Origin of the sequence: Hoeflea sp. CAU 1731 (assembly GCF_039888615.1) — a bacterium.
In the GTDB taxonomy this organism is placed as follows: domain Bacteria; phylum Pseudomonadota; class Alphaproteobacteria; order Rhizobiales; family Rhizobiaceae; genus Flavimaribacter.
This window is the reverse complement of sequence record NZ_JBDQQS010000021.1, coordinates 18,934-32,757: the sequence shown is the minus strand read 5'-3', so window position 1 is coordinate 32,757 and position 13,824 is coordinate 18,934. Positions and strand designations below refer to the sequence as shown.

Genomic DNA, 13,824 nt, shown 5'->3' with positions numbered 1-13,824 from the left:
GACTGGCCATCCGGATCCCGACTCAACCTGGGCCCGGTCTCGTCAACGAACTGGACGCGGACGTTATTGCCCGTCACCTCAGTCGATGCCGCCAGCCTCATTCCACGGCGCGGCATGAACTGCGTATCTGCAGGCTCGGCGGAACCCGGATGACTAGCGGTTCGGGCTGGTTTTCCTCGCGGATGCGCGCCATCAGCAATTCCGCGGCCCTGGTGCTGGTGGTTGCGATATCCTGCTTCAGCGAGGTGATTGCGGGCGACCAGCCTTCAGCCGGGTGAAAGCCGTCGAAACTGATAACGGACACGTCTTCCGGAGCGCTGAGGCCGAGATTGCCAAGGCCGGCCATGGTTCCGAGCAACTGGGCGATGTTAATGCAGACGATGGCCGTCGGCGGATCCCGCATCGTCATCAGCTGCTGCACGGTCGCATAGGCCTGATCGCGCAGATAGACCGGTTGCCGCACGAGTTCGTCCCGGATGGCGACGTTGGTTTCGTCCATGGTTCTCCTGAAACCCGCAAGCCGCTCGTCGGAGGACGATATGCCCGCGCGGCCCGCCATGAAGGCGATGTCGCGGTGACCGAGCTTGTGCAGGTATCGCACGATCATCTGCGCGCCGAGAAGATTGTCGTCCGTCACCGAATCGAAGTGCGATTGCGGCAACACCCGGTCCACCAGCACTGTCGGCACGTGAATCGCTTCAATCAGGCGGGCGCTGTAATTCTCTCCGCGCGATGTGGGGACCACGACCAGCCCGGCGACGCGATGCGCCGAAAACACCTCGATCTCGCTGAACTCGCGCTCCGGGTCGTCCTCGCTGCTGGCGAACAGCATGTTGTAGCCGATTTCGGAGAAGGCGCGCTGCATGGATTTCGCGAGATGCGCGGCCCAGGGGATCGAGATGTCGGGCACGATCAGGCCAATCGTCGTCGATACGCCCTTGCGCAGATTGCGGGCGATCGGATCGGGCTGGTAGCCGACTTCGCGGATCGCCGCCCAGACGCGCGCCTTCAGGGCGTCGCTGACCGGAGCGGTGCCGTTGATGGTCGCCGATACGGTCGTCACCGAAACATTGGCGCGTCGCGCCACATCCTTGATTGTCGCCAACCGACTCGTCCTCGCACTCAAGATGCGCCAAAATAGCGACGCGAAACGTTTCGTCAAACAGGAAATCCACAAAAGTCCCTGTTAAAGAGCAATAACCGGGTTGCATAGTATTTGTGGAATCGCTAAACACGAAACGTTTCGCGTTTTGGGAGAATGCAAGGCTTCGAGGCGCGGAATTCTGGTTCATAATTGATACGTAACGTTTTGCGCCGCCATGCGGCGGACGGAGGAGAACAGAATGCGACGATTGAAAACCATTGTTCTGTCGGCGGCAATCGGGGCGGCGATGCTCGCCGGAACCGTGTCCGCCTCGGCCGAGGAGGTTCTGCGGCTGAGACTGAACGGAGACATCAACACGCTCGACCCGATCTCGACGACGAATTTCACGATCCGCAACGCCGCCTATCTCATGTACGATACGCTGTTTGCGCTGGATTCGAACTATGAAGTGCAGCCGCAGATGGCCGAGGGCTACACGCTTTCCGACGACGGCCGCGTCTACACGATCACGCTGCGCGACGGATTGATGTTCCACGATGGTTCACCCGTCACCGGGGCTGACGTCGTCGCCTCCATCGAGCGCTGGGGAAAGGTCGATGGTCTCGGCAAGATCCTGTTCTCCAAGCTTCAGTCGATCGAGGCTCCGGACGACAAGACCGTCGTCCTGACGATGAACGAGCCCTGGGGGCAGGTGATCCCGGCGCTTGGAAAGATTTCCTCAAACGTTCCGGTGATCATGCCGGCGAGCCTGGCGGCGAACGATCCGAGCGAGGCGGTCGCCGACCCGATCGGCTCCGGCCCCTACAAGCTGCTTCCCGACGAATGGGTGCCGGGCAGCATCGCGGTCTTTGAAAAATTCGGCGATTACGTTCCCCGCGACGAGCCGGCCGATATGGCCGCTGGAGGCAAGGTCGCGCATTTCGACCGCGTGGAACTCGTCTATATCCCGGATACGGCGACAGCGATCGACGCCCTGATCGCGGGCGAAATCGACTGGATCGAGGAAGTGCCCGCCGACATGCTCGCCTTTTTCGAGGGCGCAGACAGCGCCAAGCCGATCGCCGCGCGCCAGTCGGGCAACTCGATGCAGCTCGTCGTCAATCACCTGAACCCGCCGTTTGACGATCCGAAGATCCGCCAGGCGCTGCAATGGGCGGTCGAACAGAAACCCTTCCTGCAAGCCGCCTACGGCAATGCCACCGACCGCTATCTGGAGTGCGCTGCCGTATTCTTCTGCGACACGCCCTATGCGACGGACGCCAACACGGAACGGGTGCTGAACCGCGACGTCGACAAGGCGAAGGCTCTGCTCGAAGAGGCCGGTTATGACGGCACGCCGGTCGTGCTGATGCACGTGACCGACATTCCTGCGCACGACGCCTACTATTCGGTGCTCAAGCCGATGCTCGAGGAAGCCGGTTTCGTCGTCGACGCCCAGCCTTCCGACTGGGCGACCGTGGCGACACGCAGGGCCAGCAAGGAACCGGTCGCCGATGGCGGCTGGAACCTGTTCTTCACGGGTTGGGGCTTTGTCGATCAGTCCAATCCGATGACCAACGTCTATGTCGCGGGCGATTGCGACAACGGCTGGTTCGGTTGGGCCTGTTCGGAGGAATTGCAGGAACTGCGCAAGCAGTTCGCCGAGGCCAAGGATCCGGAAGTGAAAAAGGCGCTGGCGGAAAAGATGCAGATCCTGACCCACGATCTTGTCAGCTACGTTCCGCTCGGCCAGAGTTTCCCCTCCCAGGGTATTGCGACCAATCTCGAGGGCTTTATCGAGAGCCCCGTGCCCTTCTTCTGGGAAGCGCAGCGTACGCAATAGCCGCAATGACAATGGCCATCCGGGCGCGCGCCGGATGGCCGCTACCAAGGGTTCGACATGCTGGGTTACGTCTTGGGAAGGTTGCTTGCCGCCATCCCCATCTTCATCCTCGTCGCGATTTTCATCTTTTCGCTTGTTCATTTGACGCCCGGCGATCCCGCCGTGCTTCTGGCCGGCGACAACGCAAATCCGCAGCAGGTGGAAAAAATCCGCGAACGGCTGCATCTCGACGAGCCGCTCATCGTCCAATTCGGCATATGGGCCGGCAATGCTTTGCAGTTCGACCTCGGTGAATCGATCTATTCCAACAAGCCCGTGACCCAGCTGATCGCCCAGCGGATCCAGCCGACCTTCGTGCTCGCAGCGGTTACATTGTTTCTGACCGTGGCGATCGCCGTGCCTCTCGGCGTCATCGCCGCCTGGCGCGCCAATGGCTGGATCGACAGGGGCATCATGGCCTTCGCCGTTCTCGGATTTTCGGTGCCTGTCTTCGTGATCGCCTATCTTCTCGTCTATTTCTTCGCGGTCAGTCTACGCTGGTTTCCGGTTCAGGGTTACAAGCCGCTCTCCAACGGCCTGCTGACGACGCTGCATTCGGTCACGCTTCCTTCGATCGCGCTGGCGCTGGTCTTTGCGGCGCTGATTGCCCGCGTCACCCGCGCGGCGATGCTGGAGGCGCTCAGCGAGAACTTCACGCGGACTGCGCGCGCCAAGGGGCTCGGAACGTTTCGCATCCTCGTGGTCCATGCGCTGAAATGCGCCGGAATTCCCGTCATAACGGTAATCGGCATCGGTTTCGCGACGCTGGTCGGCGGCGTCGTGGTGACCGAGTCGGTGTTCAATATTCCAGGCATCGGCCGCCTGACGGTGGATGCGATCACCCGCCGGGACTATCCGGTCGTGCAGGGCGTGATCCTGTTCTTCTCCGCGTTGCTTATCCTCATCAATCTCCTGATCGATTTGAGCTACGCGTTGTTCGACCCGCGGGTAAAAGGCTGATCATGAGTGTGTACGACCAGGTTTCAGCCAATCGCGGCAGGCATGGCGGCCGGATTTCGGCGGCGGCCAGCTATCTGCCCGCAAACCCCGCGACGGCCATCTGCTTCGGCGTCCTGTTGCTGTTCGCACTTATGGCTGTCTTCGCGCCGCTGATCGCAGGCGACCCGGTGAAGATCGATCCGGCGCAGCGGCTGACCGGCCCTTCGGCAAGCGCCTATTGGGGGCGCGATCACCTGGGACGCGACGTGTTTGCGCGCGCGGTCTACGGGTCTCGCATGTCCTTGCTGGTCGGCTTTTCGGTCGCCGCGATCGCAACCGTTTTCGGCGTCGCGATCGGAATCTACGCCGGAATGTCGCGCATCGGCGGCGCCATAGCGATGCGGCTGGTGGATGCGATGATGGCGATCCCCGCCATCCTGCTCGCCATCGCCTTCGCAGCCCTCATGGATGCCGGAATTCTCACGGTCATCATCGCAATCTCCATCCCGGAAATTCCTCGCATGGTGCGGCTCGTGCGATCGGTCGTTCTGGGCGTCCAGCAGCAGCCCTATGTCGCGGCGGCGATATCCATCGGCACGGGCGGATTGCCGCTGGTCTGGCGTCATATTCTGCCGAACACGCTGGGGCCGGTGCTCGTGCAGGCGACCTATGCCTGCGCCTCTGCGATCATCACCTCTGCGGTCCTGAGTTTTCTCGGCGTCGGCACGTCGCCGGAAGTGCCGAGTTGGGGCGGCATGATGGCCGATGCGCGCTCGTTCTTCCGCATTCATCCTGAACTGATGGTCTATCCGGGCGTGCTGCTGTCGCTTCTGGTCCTCGTCGTCAACGTGCTGGGCGACCGGCTGAGCGATGCGCTGGATCCCCGCAAGATGGTGAGGGGCTCGGTATGAACGACATGACCTCACGCACTCCCGACTCCGATATGGTTCTAGAGGTTGAAAACCTCAGCCTGGAATTCGCGGACAGGGACAAGGTGACCTACGCGCTCGACGCCGTTTCGTTTTCCGTCGGTGAGGGCGAGATCGTCAGCCTCGTCGGCGAGTCCGGTTGCGGCAAGAGCGTGACCGCAATGACGATCATGGGGCTCTTGCCGAAACACGGCGCGCGGGTGACCAGCGGATCTGCGCTGCTGCGGGGCAGGGACCTGTTGCATACGAGTGAAAGGGAGATGCGCCGGATTCGCGGCGACCGGATCGGCATGATCTTCCAGGATCCGATGACCTCGCTCAACCCCGTTCATACTGTGGGCATGCAGGTTTCCGAAACGATCCGCAAACATCGCCGCGTCAGTCGCGGCGCCGCGGAAAAGCGGGCGCTGGAAATGCTTGACCTTGTGCGCATTCCGGACGCGGCGAGCCGGCTGCGCGCCTATCCGCATGAACTCTCCGGCGGGATGCGGCAGCGCGTGATGATCGCCATGGCGCTCGCCTGCGACCCGGAACTGCTGATTGCCGACGAACCGACGACGGCTCTGGATGTCACTGTCCAGGCCCAGGTTCTGGATTTGATCGCCGACCTGCGTCGCGATATCGGCATGAGCGTCATTCTCATCACCCATGATCTCGGAGTGGTCGCAGGCGTCGCCGACCGGATGATGGTGATGTACGCCGGCCGCATCGTCGAACAGGGGCCGACGGAAAAGCTCTTCGCGGATCCGGCGCATGGCTACACCGCCGGCCTGATGCGTTCGCTGCCCGGCGTCAACGCCCGCATGCACGACGAGCTGCGTGAAATTCCGGGCTCCGTTCCGCGGCTGGACCGGAAGATCGAGGGATGCGTCTTCGCGCCGCGCTGTGAATTTTCCTCCGAAACCTGTCTCGCCCCGCTGCCACAGGCGCAGGAGCGGGCGCAGGGGCACTGGACCCGCTGTATCCACGCGGACGCAGTCCGCCAGGCGATGAGCGACAACGACATTGTAAGGGCGTGGGCATGACCGGTTATCTTGTTCTCGAGAATGTCGGCAAGATCTATACGCTGAAGCCGTCGAAGATTGGCGGCGGCGTGCGTCATGTTCATGCGGTTGAAGGCGTGAACCTCGAGGTCGCCCGGGGAGAGACGCTGGGACTTGTCGGCGAGAGCGGCTGCGGAAAATCCACGCTCGCCAAGCTGATCATGCATCTCGAAGTTCCGACAGGCGGTCGCGTGGTGATCGACGGCGTCGACCATTCCCGGCTGCGCGGCCCGGCTCTCAAGCAGGCGCGCCGCAATTTCCAGATGATTTTCCAGGACCCGCAGGCGTCGCTCAATCCGCGGATGAAAGCGCGCGCGATCATTGGCGAGATACTCGGGAATTACGGGGCAGCGTCATCGCAGCGCGTCGACGAACTGGCCGTGCTCGTCGGCCTCAGCGATTTTCATCTCGACCGTTATCCGCATCAGCTGTCCGGCGGCCAGTGCCAGCGCATTGGCATAGCGCGGGCGATTGCGCTCAATCCCGGACTGATCATCGCAGACGAGCCGGTGTCGGCCCTCGACGTGTCGATACAGGCGCAGATCCTCAACCTCATCGGCCGTCTGCGTCAGCAGCTGGATCTGACCATGGTCTTCATTTCGCACGACTTGTCGGTCGTCTCGCACGTCGCCGACCGCGTCGCGGTCATGTATCTCGGCAGGATCGTGGAAATCGGCGGTACGGAAAGCCTGTTTCGCAATCCGCAGCACCCCTATACGCGCATGCTGCTCGAAGCCGTGCCGCAGCCCACGCCGGCGAAGCGCCATGCGCGCGCCGCCGTCAGCGGTGAGTTGCCCAGCCCCATCGATCCGCCGTCCGGTTGTCATTTCCGCACCCGCTGCGCCTTCGCCGGAGACGAGTGCGCTTCGAAGGTTCCGGAGCTTCGGCCGATTGACGGCCTACATCGCGTCGCCTGCCACAAGGCCGAGACGATCGCATCCTCCCTGAATATGAATGTCGCGTGAGAAATATTGAGATGAAAGAATCAGTGGTGCTGCTGCCGGGATTGCAATCCGACTATCCGTCGTGGAGTTTCCAGACGGAGCATTTCGGCGATCGATACAACGTCGTGGTGCCGTCGGGCTATCACGACAACGTCACGATCGACGCCATGGCGCAGGCGATCGAGCCGCAACTGCCGGAGCGGTTTCATCTGGTCGTCTGGTCGATGGGCGGCTATATCGGTTTTCGGATGCTGGCCGACATGGCGGACCGGATATCCAGCCTGGTCTGCATTGCGACCTCCGCCAGACCGGAAAACCCCGACAGCACCCGACGCCGTCTTGAAAATCTTGCGGTCGCAGAACGCGACGGCATGCTCGCCGCCAACATCAAGACCATGGCGTTCAGCTGCCAGGACATCGACGCCGTTCCGCCGGATCGACTGAAGGCGGTGCAGGACGCCGCCGTACGGCTGGGAGTGAAGGCCTACGGCGCGCAGCAGCACGCCATCATCGATCGTGACGACAGCCGTCCGGTGATTGCCGGCGTGCGCTGTCCGACGCTGGTTATCGTTGGAGACAACGACAAGGTTACGCCGCCTGACTGCTCGGAGGAAATCCACCAGGCGATCGCCGGGTCGCGCCTCGTCATTCTTGATAATTGCGGCCATTGTCCACCGCTTGAAAAACCGGAAACGGTCAATGCGATCCTGGAAGAATGGTTCGCCGAATGCGCGGCGCAAGGCCTGTCGTTAGCCAGATAGGAAGGAACCGGGCTCGCGCCCGGCTCTGCATTGACGGGAAGCGGCGAAAAATCAGGCTTCGTACCAGGGACCGCGCTTGACCTCGACGCCGTCGCCGACGAGGCCGGCGAACTTGTCGATATCCGCATCCCTGTAGTGGTAGGGATAAACGTAGGCTGGCATGAATTCGTTGATGGCGGACGCCGCCTGTTCCTCGTCCATCGTGTAGGGGAGGTTCATCGGCACGAACGCGATGTCGATATCGGTCAGCGCCCGCATTTCCGGAATGTCCTCGGTGTCGCCGGCGATATAGACCCGAACGCCGTCGATTGTCAGAACATAACCGTTGTCGCGGCCCTGTGGATGGTACTTCAGGCGATCCTCGGTGATGTTGTACGCCGGAATGGCGTCGATCGGCATGTCGCCCACCATTGTGCTGTCGCCATTCGCGATGGCGCTCGCCTTCGATTTCAGGTCTTCCGGCAACATGCCGAACACGGCGGGATTGGCGATAATCCGCGTATTTTCCGCGACGATCCCCTGCAGTGTTTCGACGTTGTAGTGGTCGCCGTGCTCGTGTGTGAGCAGGACCAGATCCGGCGCCGGCATGCCTGAATATGTATCTGCGCCGCCGACCGGATCGTTGTATATCACCATCGAGGGGGTCTTCATCACGAACGACGCGTGGGCGACCGGAATAATCGCGATCTCGCCATTATCGGTGTCGAAGATATCCTCTTCCATGGCGCCGCTCCGGGCGAGCGCGGCGTAGGGAAGGATTGTCGAGGCTCCGATCATGACGGCGGCCGTCGATCCATATTTCATCAGGTTGCGGCGTGTAACAGGCATTCGGCTATAACTCCTTTTCCCGGTGCGAACTGACACGGCACATAGGGCCCGCAGCAGCTCCTGACAGGTCTTTCGTGGTCAATACTCACGGGAATTTGAAGTCCGGCGCCGACAGTAGGGATCGATCGAGCGTCTTCACGGCTGTTCCAACCGGCAAGCGGGTTTTGTTTGCATTATCATTCAGCCGCGATATGTGTGCATCCTTCGATACTGTTCCGCCGGGCTGGCGGAAATGAAAAAGACTTCCGTAATGGCGCCATGACACACTCCTCTTTGCTTCAGTTCGGCGTGATCCCGAAATGATCACCAACGACACACGCCGCGGCATGTGGCTGATGGTGGCGACCACCCTCATATTCGCCTCCCAGGATGGTCTGTCCCGACATCTCGCCGAGGTGACCAATACGCCGATGATCGTCATGGTCCGCTACTGGTTCTTCGCGTTTTTCGTGATGGCGATCGCGCGCCGCCAGAAAGGCTCCATAGCGGCGGCCGCGCGCACGTCGCAGCCGCTCATACAGATCCTGCGCGGCGCCCTTCTGGCGCTGGAAATCATCGTCATGGTCATGGCCTTCGTCTATCTCGGACTTGTCGAAAGCCACGCCATCTTCGCGATTTATCCACTGCTTGTCGGCGCGCTGTCCGGCCCGGTGCTGGGCGAACATGTCGGCTGGCGGCGCTGGACGGCGATCGGCGTCGGTTTCATCGGCGTGTTGATCATCCTGAAGCCTGGCTTCGGCGCATTCTCGCCCTATGCGGCCATTCCGCTGCTCGCGGCTTTCATGTTCGCGCTCTACGGGCTGCTCAATCGCTACGCCGCCCGCAAGGACGACACGGCGACCAGCTTTTTCTGGACGGGAACGGTCGGCGCCGTGGTGGCGACGGCGATCGGGGTGTTTTTCTGGGAGCCGATGAGCCTCTTCAACTGGATGCTTCTCGCTTGCCTCTGCGTGACTGGCATGGCGGGCCACTATTTCATGATCCGGGCCTACGAGGCCGCGGAAGCCTCCGCTATCCAGCCCTTCGCCTATCTGCAGCTCGTTTTTTCCTCGACGATCGGGATATTCGTGTTCGGCGAAGCGCTACGACTGAACGTCCTTTGCGGGATCGTTCTGATCGTCGGTGCAGGGCTGTTCGCGCTGCATCGCGAACGCATCAAAAGCGCCGCCAAGCGGAAAGTGTGAGGACCAAAAAGTGAAGGCTGAGTCTTGCCTTCTGACCTCATTTCCTTGCGCCTTCCGAACAGGGCCGCGCGCAGCCTCAGCAGCCGCGCCTTTCTTCTCCATCTTTTGCGGCTTTCGATGCGTCGTCGGATCATGTCCGCTTCTGTCCGGCTCCCGGTTTCGGGCGTCGCGACGCAACGCATTGCATGACCTGCAAGCATGAGGATATCTTTCAATATTGAGAATGTCGGATGATGCCTGCTAATATACAGGCGCTGTAAAGGTATGCACAGAAACGGAATTTGAAATTCAGTTTTCAGAAATGAAACAAAACCTCAGTCTTGACGATGTCCTCATGTTTCTCGCGGTGGCCGACTCCTCGGGGCTTGCCGGCGCTGCGCGCATGACCGGATCAAGCGTACCGACGCTCAGCCGGCGCATGGCCGAACTGGAAAGGCGAACCGGCAGGCGGCTCTTTCATCGCGGCAGGAAGGGTTACCGCCTGACTGCGGAAGGCAGGCTGCTGGTCGACGAAGCGGAGAGCTTGCGGACGCTCGCGGCCAGGCTGGGCCGCTGGACCTCTAAAGAGCGCAGCCTGCCGCGCGTGCGCATTGCCGCCGGCATGTGGACCTCGCGCTTTCTGGCGAGAAACATATCGAGGTTCTGGTCGGGCGACGACGAATGGATGCCGGAATTCCTCGCCTCCAACGCGACGGTAGACATAGCCCGGCGCGAAGCGGATATCGGGATCCGCAATCGCCGGCCGGAGCAGGCCTGGCTTGCAGGGCGGCGCACCAACGTCATACGCCACGCGGTCTACGCAGCCGGACCGGACGTGCCCGGTTTCGTCACGATTGATCAAGGGTCAGCGACCACTCCATCGGACCGGTGGCTGAAAGCCAATCACGCCGACGACATCGTGACAACGGCGAGCGATGCGCGGCTGGCGCTGGACCTTGCCTTGTCGGGCGTGGGCCGTATCGTCATGCCCTGTTTCGCGGCCCATGGAGAACAGGGATTGATGCGGATTTCCGATCCGATCGCCGAACTTACCCATGAAGAGTGGCTTGTGTGCCACCACGACGCGCGGCACGATCCGCCGGTCAGGAAGGCGCTCGACGCGATCCACGGGCTCTTGACGGATTCGAGAGACGAGGGTTGAGCGCGCCCGTCGCTCACACAAGGCTGAAAACAAAGAGCGCCCACAGCACGCAAACGCCGAGCGGCCACCACAGGGGCGCGCCAAAGAAATAGAGCCAGCCGATGAAGATGAAGGCGCAGCCGATCAGGGTGATGAACAGCCGGTCGCCGCGTGTTGTCTCCAGCGCGAACACGCCGCGGCGCGGATTGCCGCCTGGGCTGAAATATTCCCACGCGCCCATCAGGGCGATGCAGCCGAAAACGAACAGGAAAAACGCGATGGTGGCGCGGGTCCAGGCCATCCAGGTGCCGAGCGGTTCGGTCCACCATTGAACGCTGAACATGACGGCGTCTTCCATGACGGCTCCTTACACCCGGCCGAGGGCAAAGCCCTTGGCGATATAATTGCGTACGAAATAGATCACGATGGCGCCCGGAATGATCGTCAGCGTTCCGGCCGCCGCCAGCAGTCCAAGCTCATAGCCGGATGAGGACGCCGTCTTCGTCATGGTCGCTGCGATCGGCTTGGCGGCGACGGCGGTCAACGTCTTCGCCAGCAGCAGCTCCACCCAGGAAAACATGAAGCAGAAGAAGGCGGCGACGCCGATCCCGGACGCGATCGTCGGAATGAAGATCCGCACGAAGAAACGCGGAAACGAGTAGCCGTCGACATAGGCCGTGTCGTCGAGCTGTTTCGGCACGCCGGACATGAAGCCCTCCAGGATCCAGACGGCGAGCGGAATGTTGAAGAGCGTGTGGGCAAGCGCCACCGCCAGATGGGTGTCGAACAGGCCAACGGCCGAATAGAGCTGAAAGAAGGGCAGGGCGAACACCGCCGCCGGGGCCATGCGGTTGGTCAGAAGCCAGAAAAACAGATGCTTGTCGCCAAGGAAGCGATAACGCGAGAAAGCGTAGGCCGCGGGCAGCGCGGCGCCGACCGACAGCACCGTGTTCAACGTCACGTAGATCAGAGAATTGACGTAGCCCATGTACCAGGTCGGGTCGGTCAGGATGACGCGGTAGTTGGCGAGCGTGAATTGCTGCGGCCACAGCGTAAAGGAGCCGAGGATCTCGTTGGTCGTCTTGAAGGACATCGAGACCAGCCAGTAGATCGGCAGCATCAGAAACAGGATGTAGATCGTCGGGACAAGCCAGGAGAAGCGTCTCATCGCGTCAATTCTCCTCGTTCCGGGTCATGAGCGTGTAGAAGATCCAGCTCATCAGCAGAATCACCAGGAAATAGACCAGCGACATGGCCGCCGCCGGGCCGAGGTCGAACTGCCCGAGCGCGATCTTGACGAGATCGATCGAGAGCAGCGTCGTCGAGTTTCCGGGGCCGCCGCCGGTCAGCACGGAGGGTTCGGTATAGATGTTGAAGGAGTCCATGAACCGCAGCAGGATTGCGATCGTCAGCACCCGTTTCATCTTCGGCAACTGGATGTAGCGGAAGATCGCGACGGGACTGGCCCCGTCGATGCGCGCCGCCTGGTAGTAGGCGTCCGGTATGGAGACAAGGCCGGCATAGGCGAGCAGCACGACCAGCGAGGTCCAGTGCCAGACGTCCATCATCACGAGCGTGAACCAGGCGGCCCCGGGCTGGCGTGTGTAATTGTAGTCGAAACCCAGCGAATTCAGCGTCTTGCCGAGCAGTCCGATTTCCGGCAGCGCGAAGATATTCCACATTGCGCCGACGACGTTCCAGGGGATCAGCAGCGGCATCGCCATCAGCACGAGACAGACCGAAACCCAAATCCCCTTGCGCGGCATGGCGAGCGCAATCGCCACGCCCAGCGGAACCTCGATCACGAGGATCGTGAAGGTGAAGGCCAGTTGCCGTCCGAGCGCCGCATGGAAACGCGGCGATTGCAGCACATCCTCGAACCACGTGATGCCCGACCAGAAGAAGACGTTGTCGCCGAAGGTCTCCTGGACCGAGTAATTGACGACGGTGATCAGCGGAACGATGGCGTTGAAGGCCACCAGCAGCAGCACCGGAAGGACGAAGAACCACGCCTTGTGATTGACGGTCTTGTTCATGCCGCCCCCCTTGCGCCGGCGAGCCAACCGTCGACATAGATGCGTGTGTTGTCTGGCTTGAAGGCCAGCCTGGTCGTTTCCGAGGGGATGGGCGCGCCTTCCGGCGCCACCAGCTTGACAGGTTTGCCATGACACACCGTCTCGACGATCGAGAACCGCCCGGCGTCCGACACCTTGACCACTTTCGCCTCCAGGCCGTCATCCGAGAACGTGACGAATTCCGGCCGCACGCCGAGTTCGCCATTCGTGACCGCCGCGTCGGCCGCGTTGGCGGTCGCAACGCGCACGCCGTCGATAAAGGCGGCGCCGTTCTTCACGTCGCACGGGATGACGTTCATTCCGGGCGAGCCGATGAAGTGCCCCACGAAGACGTGCTGCGGCGTTTCGAACAGTTCCTCCGGTGTGCCGATCTGCACCACCTCGCCGACATTCATGACGACCACCTTGTCTGCGAAGGTCAGCGCTTCCGTCTGGTCGTGCGTCACGTAGATCATCGTGTTCGCGATGCGATTGTGCAGCTCCTTCAGCTTGGAGCGCAGCTGGAATTTCAGATGCGGATCGATGACTGTCAGCGGCTCGTCGAACAGGATCGCGTTGACGTCGGTGCGCACGAGGCCGCGCCCCAGCGATATCTTCTGCTTGCCGTCCGCCGTCAGGCCCGAGGCGCGCCGGTCCAGCATCGAGGTCAGATCTGTCATCTCGGCGATCTCGGCGACCTTTGCGCGCACCGTCGCCTCGTCGACACGGCGGTTGCGCAGCGGGAAGGCCAGATTGTCGTAGACCGTCATCGTGTCGTAGACGACGGGAAACTGGAAGACCTGCGCGATATGCCTTTTTTCGGTCGGCAATTGCGTCACATCCTCGTCGCCGAAAAGCACGCTGCCATGCGTCGGCGTCAGCAATCCCGAAATGATGTTGAGGAGGGTGGTTTTGCCGCATCCCGATGGACCGAGAAGGGCGTAGGCGCCGCCGTCGTCCCATTCAAGATTGAGTTCCTTCAGCGCCCAGTCGGCGTCCGACACGGGGTCGGGCCGGTAGCTGTGGGCCAGGTTGGCAAGTCGGATGCGCGCCATG

General features: G+C 61.7%; 14 protein-coding genes. 8 read left to right on the top strand and 6 right to left on the bottom strand.

Annotation, left to right across the window (positions count from 1 at the left end):
* Positions 1-97 precede the first annotated feature (97 nt).
* Positions 98-1,105 (bottom strand): LacI family DNA-binding transcriptional regulator, encoded by a 1,008-nt coding sequence (locus AAFN47_RS24495; protein WP_499811900.1) that lies wholly within the window; start codon positions 1,103-1,105, stop codon positions 98-100.
* 238 nt (positions 1,106-1,343) lie between these two features.
* Here AAFN47_RS24495 and AAFN47_RS24490 point away from each other — a divergent pair, with 238 nt between their 5' ends.
* From AAFN47_RS24490 to AAFN47_RS24465, 6 genes are read left to right on the top strand one after another with little or no spacing between them, the layout of a single operon-like run.
* On the top strand, positions 1,344-2,927 hold the full coding sequence (locus AAFN47_RS24490) for an ABC transporter substrate-binding protein (protein ID WP_499811899.1): 1,584 nt from the start codon (positions 1,344-1,346) through the stop codon (positions 2,925-2,927).
* A gap of 57 nt (positions 2,928-2,984) precedes the next feature.
* Positions 2,985-3,926, top strand: coding sequence for an ABC transporter permease (locus AAFN47_RS24485; protein ID WP_499811898.1), 942 nt, complete (start codon positions 2,985-2,987; stop codon positions 3,924-3,926).
* Between the two features lie 2 nt (positions 3,927-3,928).
* Complete coding sequence (locus tag AAFN47_RS24480; protein WP_499811897.1) at positions 3,929-4,816, top strand: ABC transporter permease; 888 nt, start codon at positions 3,929-3,931, stop codon at positions 4,814-4,816.
* Positions 4,813-5,859 carry an ABC transporter ATP-binding protein gene (locus AAFN47_RS24475; protein WP_499811896.1) on the top strand — a complete coding sequence of 349 codons (1,047 nt, stop codon included), beginning with the start codon at positions 4,813-4,815 and terminating at the stop codon, positions 5,857-5,859. The genes AAFN47_RS24480 and AAFN47_RS24475 overlap by 4 nt, the downstream gene beginning before the upstream one ends.
* Entirely contained in the window at positions 5,856-6,842 is a 987-nt protein-coding gene (locus AAFN47_RS24470; protein WP_499811895.1) for an ABC transporter ATP-binding protein, read from the top strand. Before AAFN47_RS24475 ends, AAFN47_RS24470 begins: the two co-directional genes overlap by 4 nt.
* A gap of 11 nt (positions 6,843-6,853) precedes the next feature.
* A complete protein-coding gene (locus AAFN47_RS24465; protein ID WP_499811894.1) occupies positions 6,854-7,582 on the top strand; it encodes an alpha/beta fold hydrolase in 729 nt (242 codons plus the stop codon).
* 51 nt (positions 7,583-7,633) lie between these two features.
* Here the strand turns inward: AAFN47_RS24465 and AAFN47_RS24460 are convergent, their stop codons facing one another.
* Complete coding sequence (locus tag AAFN47_RS24460) at positions 7,634-8,410, bottom strand: MBL fold metallo-hydrolase (RefSeq protein ID WP_499811893.1); 777 nt, start codon at positions 8,408-8,410, stop codon at positions 7,634-7,636.
* A 299-nt stretch (positions 8,411-8,709) separates the two neighbouring features.
* Here AAFN47_RS24460 and AAFN47_RS24455 point away from each other — a divergent pair, with 299 nt between their 5' ends.
* Positions 8,710-9,594: a DMT family transporter gene (locus tag AAFN47_RS24455; protein ID WP_499811892.1), complete on the top strand. Its 885-nt coding sequence runs from the start codon at positions 8,710-8,712 to the stop codon at positions 9,592-9,594.
* Between the two features lie 301 nt (positions 9,595-9,895).
* Positions 9,896-10,735, top strand: coding sequence for a LysR family transcriptional regulator (locus AAFN47_RS24450; RefSeq protein WP_499811891.1), 840 nt, complete (start codon positions 9,896-9,898; stop codon positions 10,733-10,735).
* A gap of 13 nt (positions 10,736-10,748) precedes the next feature.
* On the opposite strand, the gene AAFN47_RS24445 is transcribed toward AAFN47_RS24450, so the two are convergent.
* Genes AAFN47_RS24445 through AAFN47_RS24430 form a run of 4 tightly spaced genes read right to left on the bottom strand, consistent with a single transcriptional unit; the run spans position 10,749 to position 13,823 of the window.
* On the bottom strand, positions 10,749-11,072 hold the full coding sequence (locus tag AAFN47_RS24445; protein WP_220230255.1) for a DUF2160 domain-containing protein: 324 nt from the start codon (positions 11,070-11,072) through the stop codon (positions 10,749-10,751).
* 9 nt (positions 11,073-11,081) lie between these two features.
* Positions 11,082-11,882 (bottom strand): carbohydrate ABC transporter permease, encoded by an 801-nt coding sequence (locus AAFN47_RS24440; RefSeq protein WP_220230256.1) that lies wholly within the window; start codon positions 11,880-11,882, stop codon positions 11,082-11,084.
* 4 nt (positions 11,883-11,886) lie between these two features.
* Positions 11,887-12,750, bottom strand: a complete 864-nt coding sequence (locus AAFN47_RS24435; RefSeq protein WP_499811890.1) for a carbohydrate ABC transporter permease — start codon at positions 12,748-12,750, stop codon at positions 11,887-11,889.
* Positions 12,747-13,823, bottom strand: coding sequence for an ABC transporter ATP-binding protein (locus AAFN47_RS24430; protein WP_499811889.1), 1,077 nt, complete (start codon positions 13,821-13,823; stop codon positions 12,747-12,749). The genes AAFN47_RS24435 and AAFN47_RS24430 overlap by 4 nt, the downstream gene beginning before the upstream one ends.
* Position 13,824 lies beyond the last annotated feature (1 nt).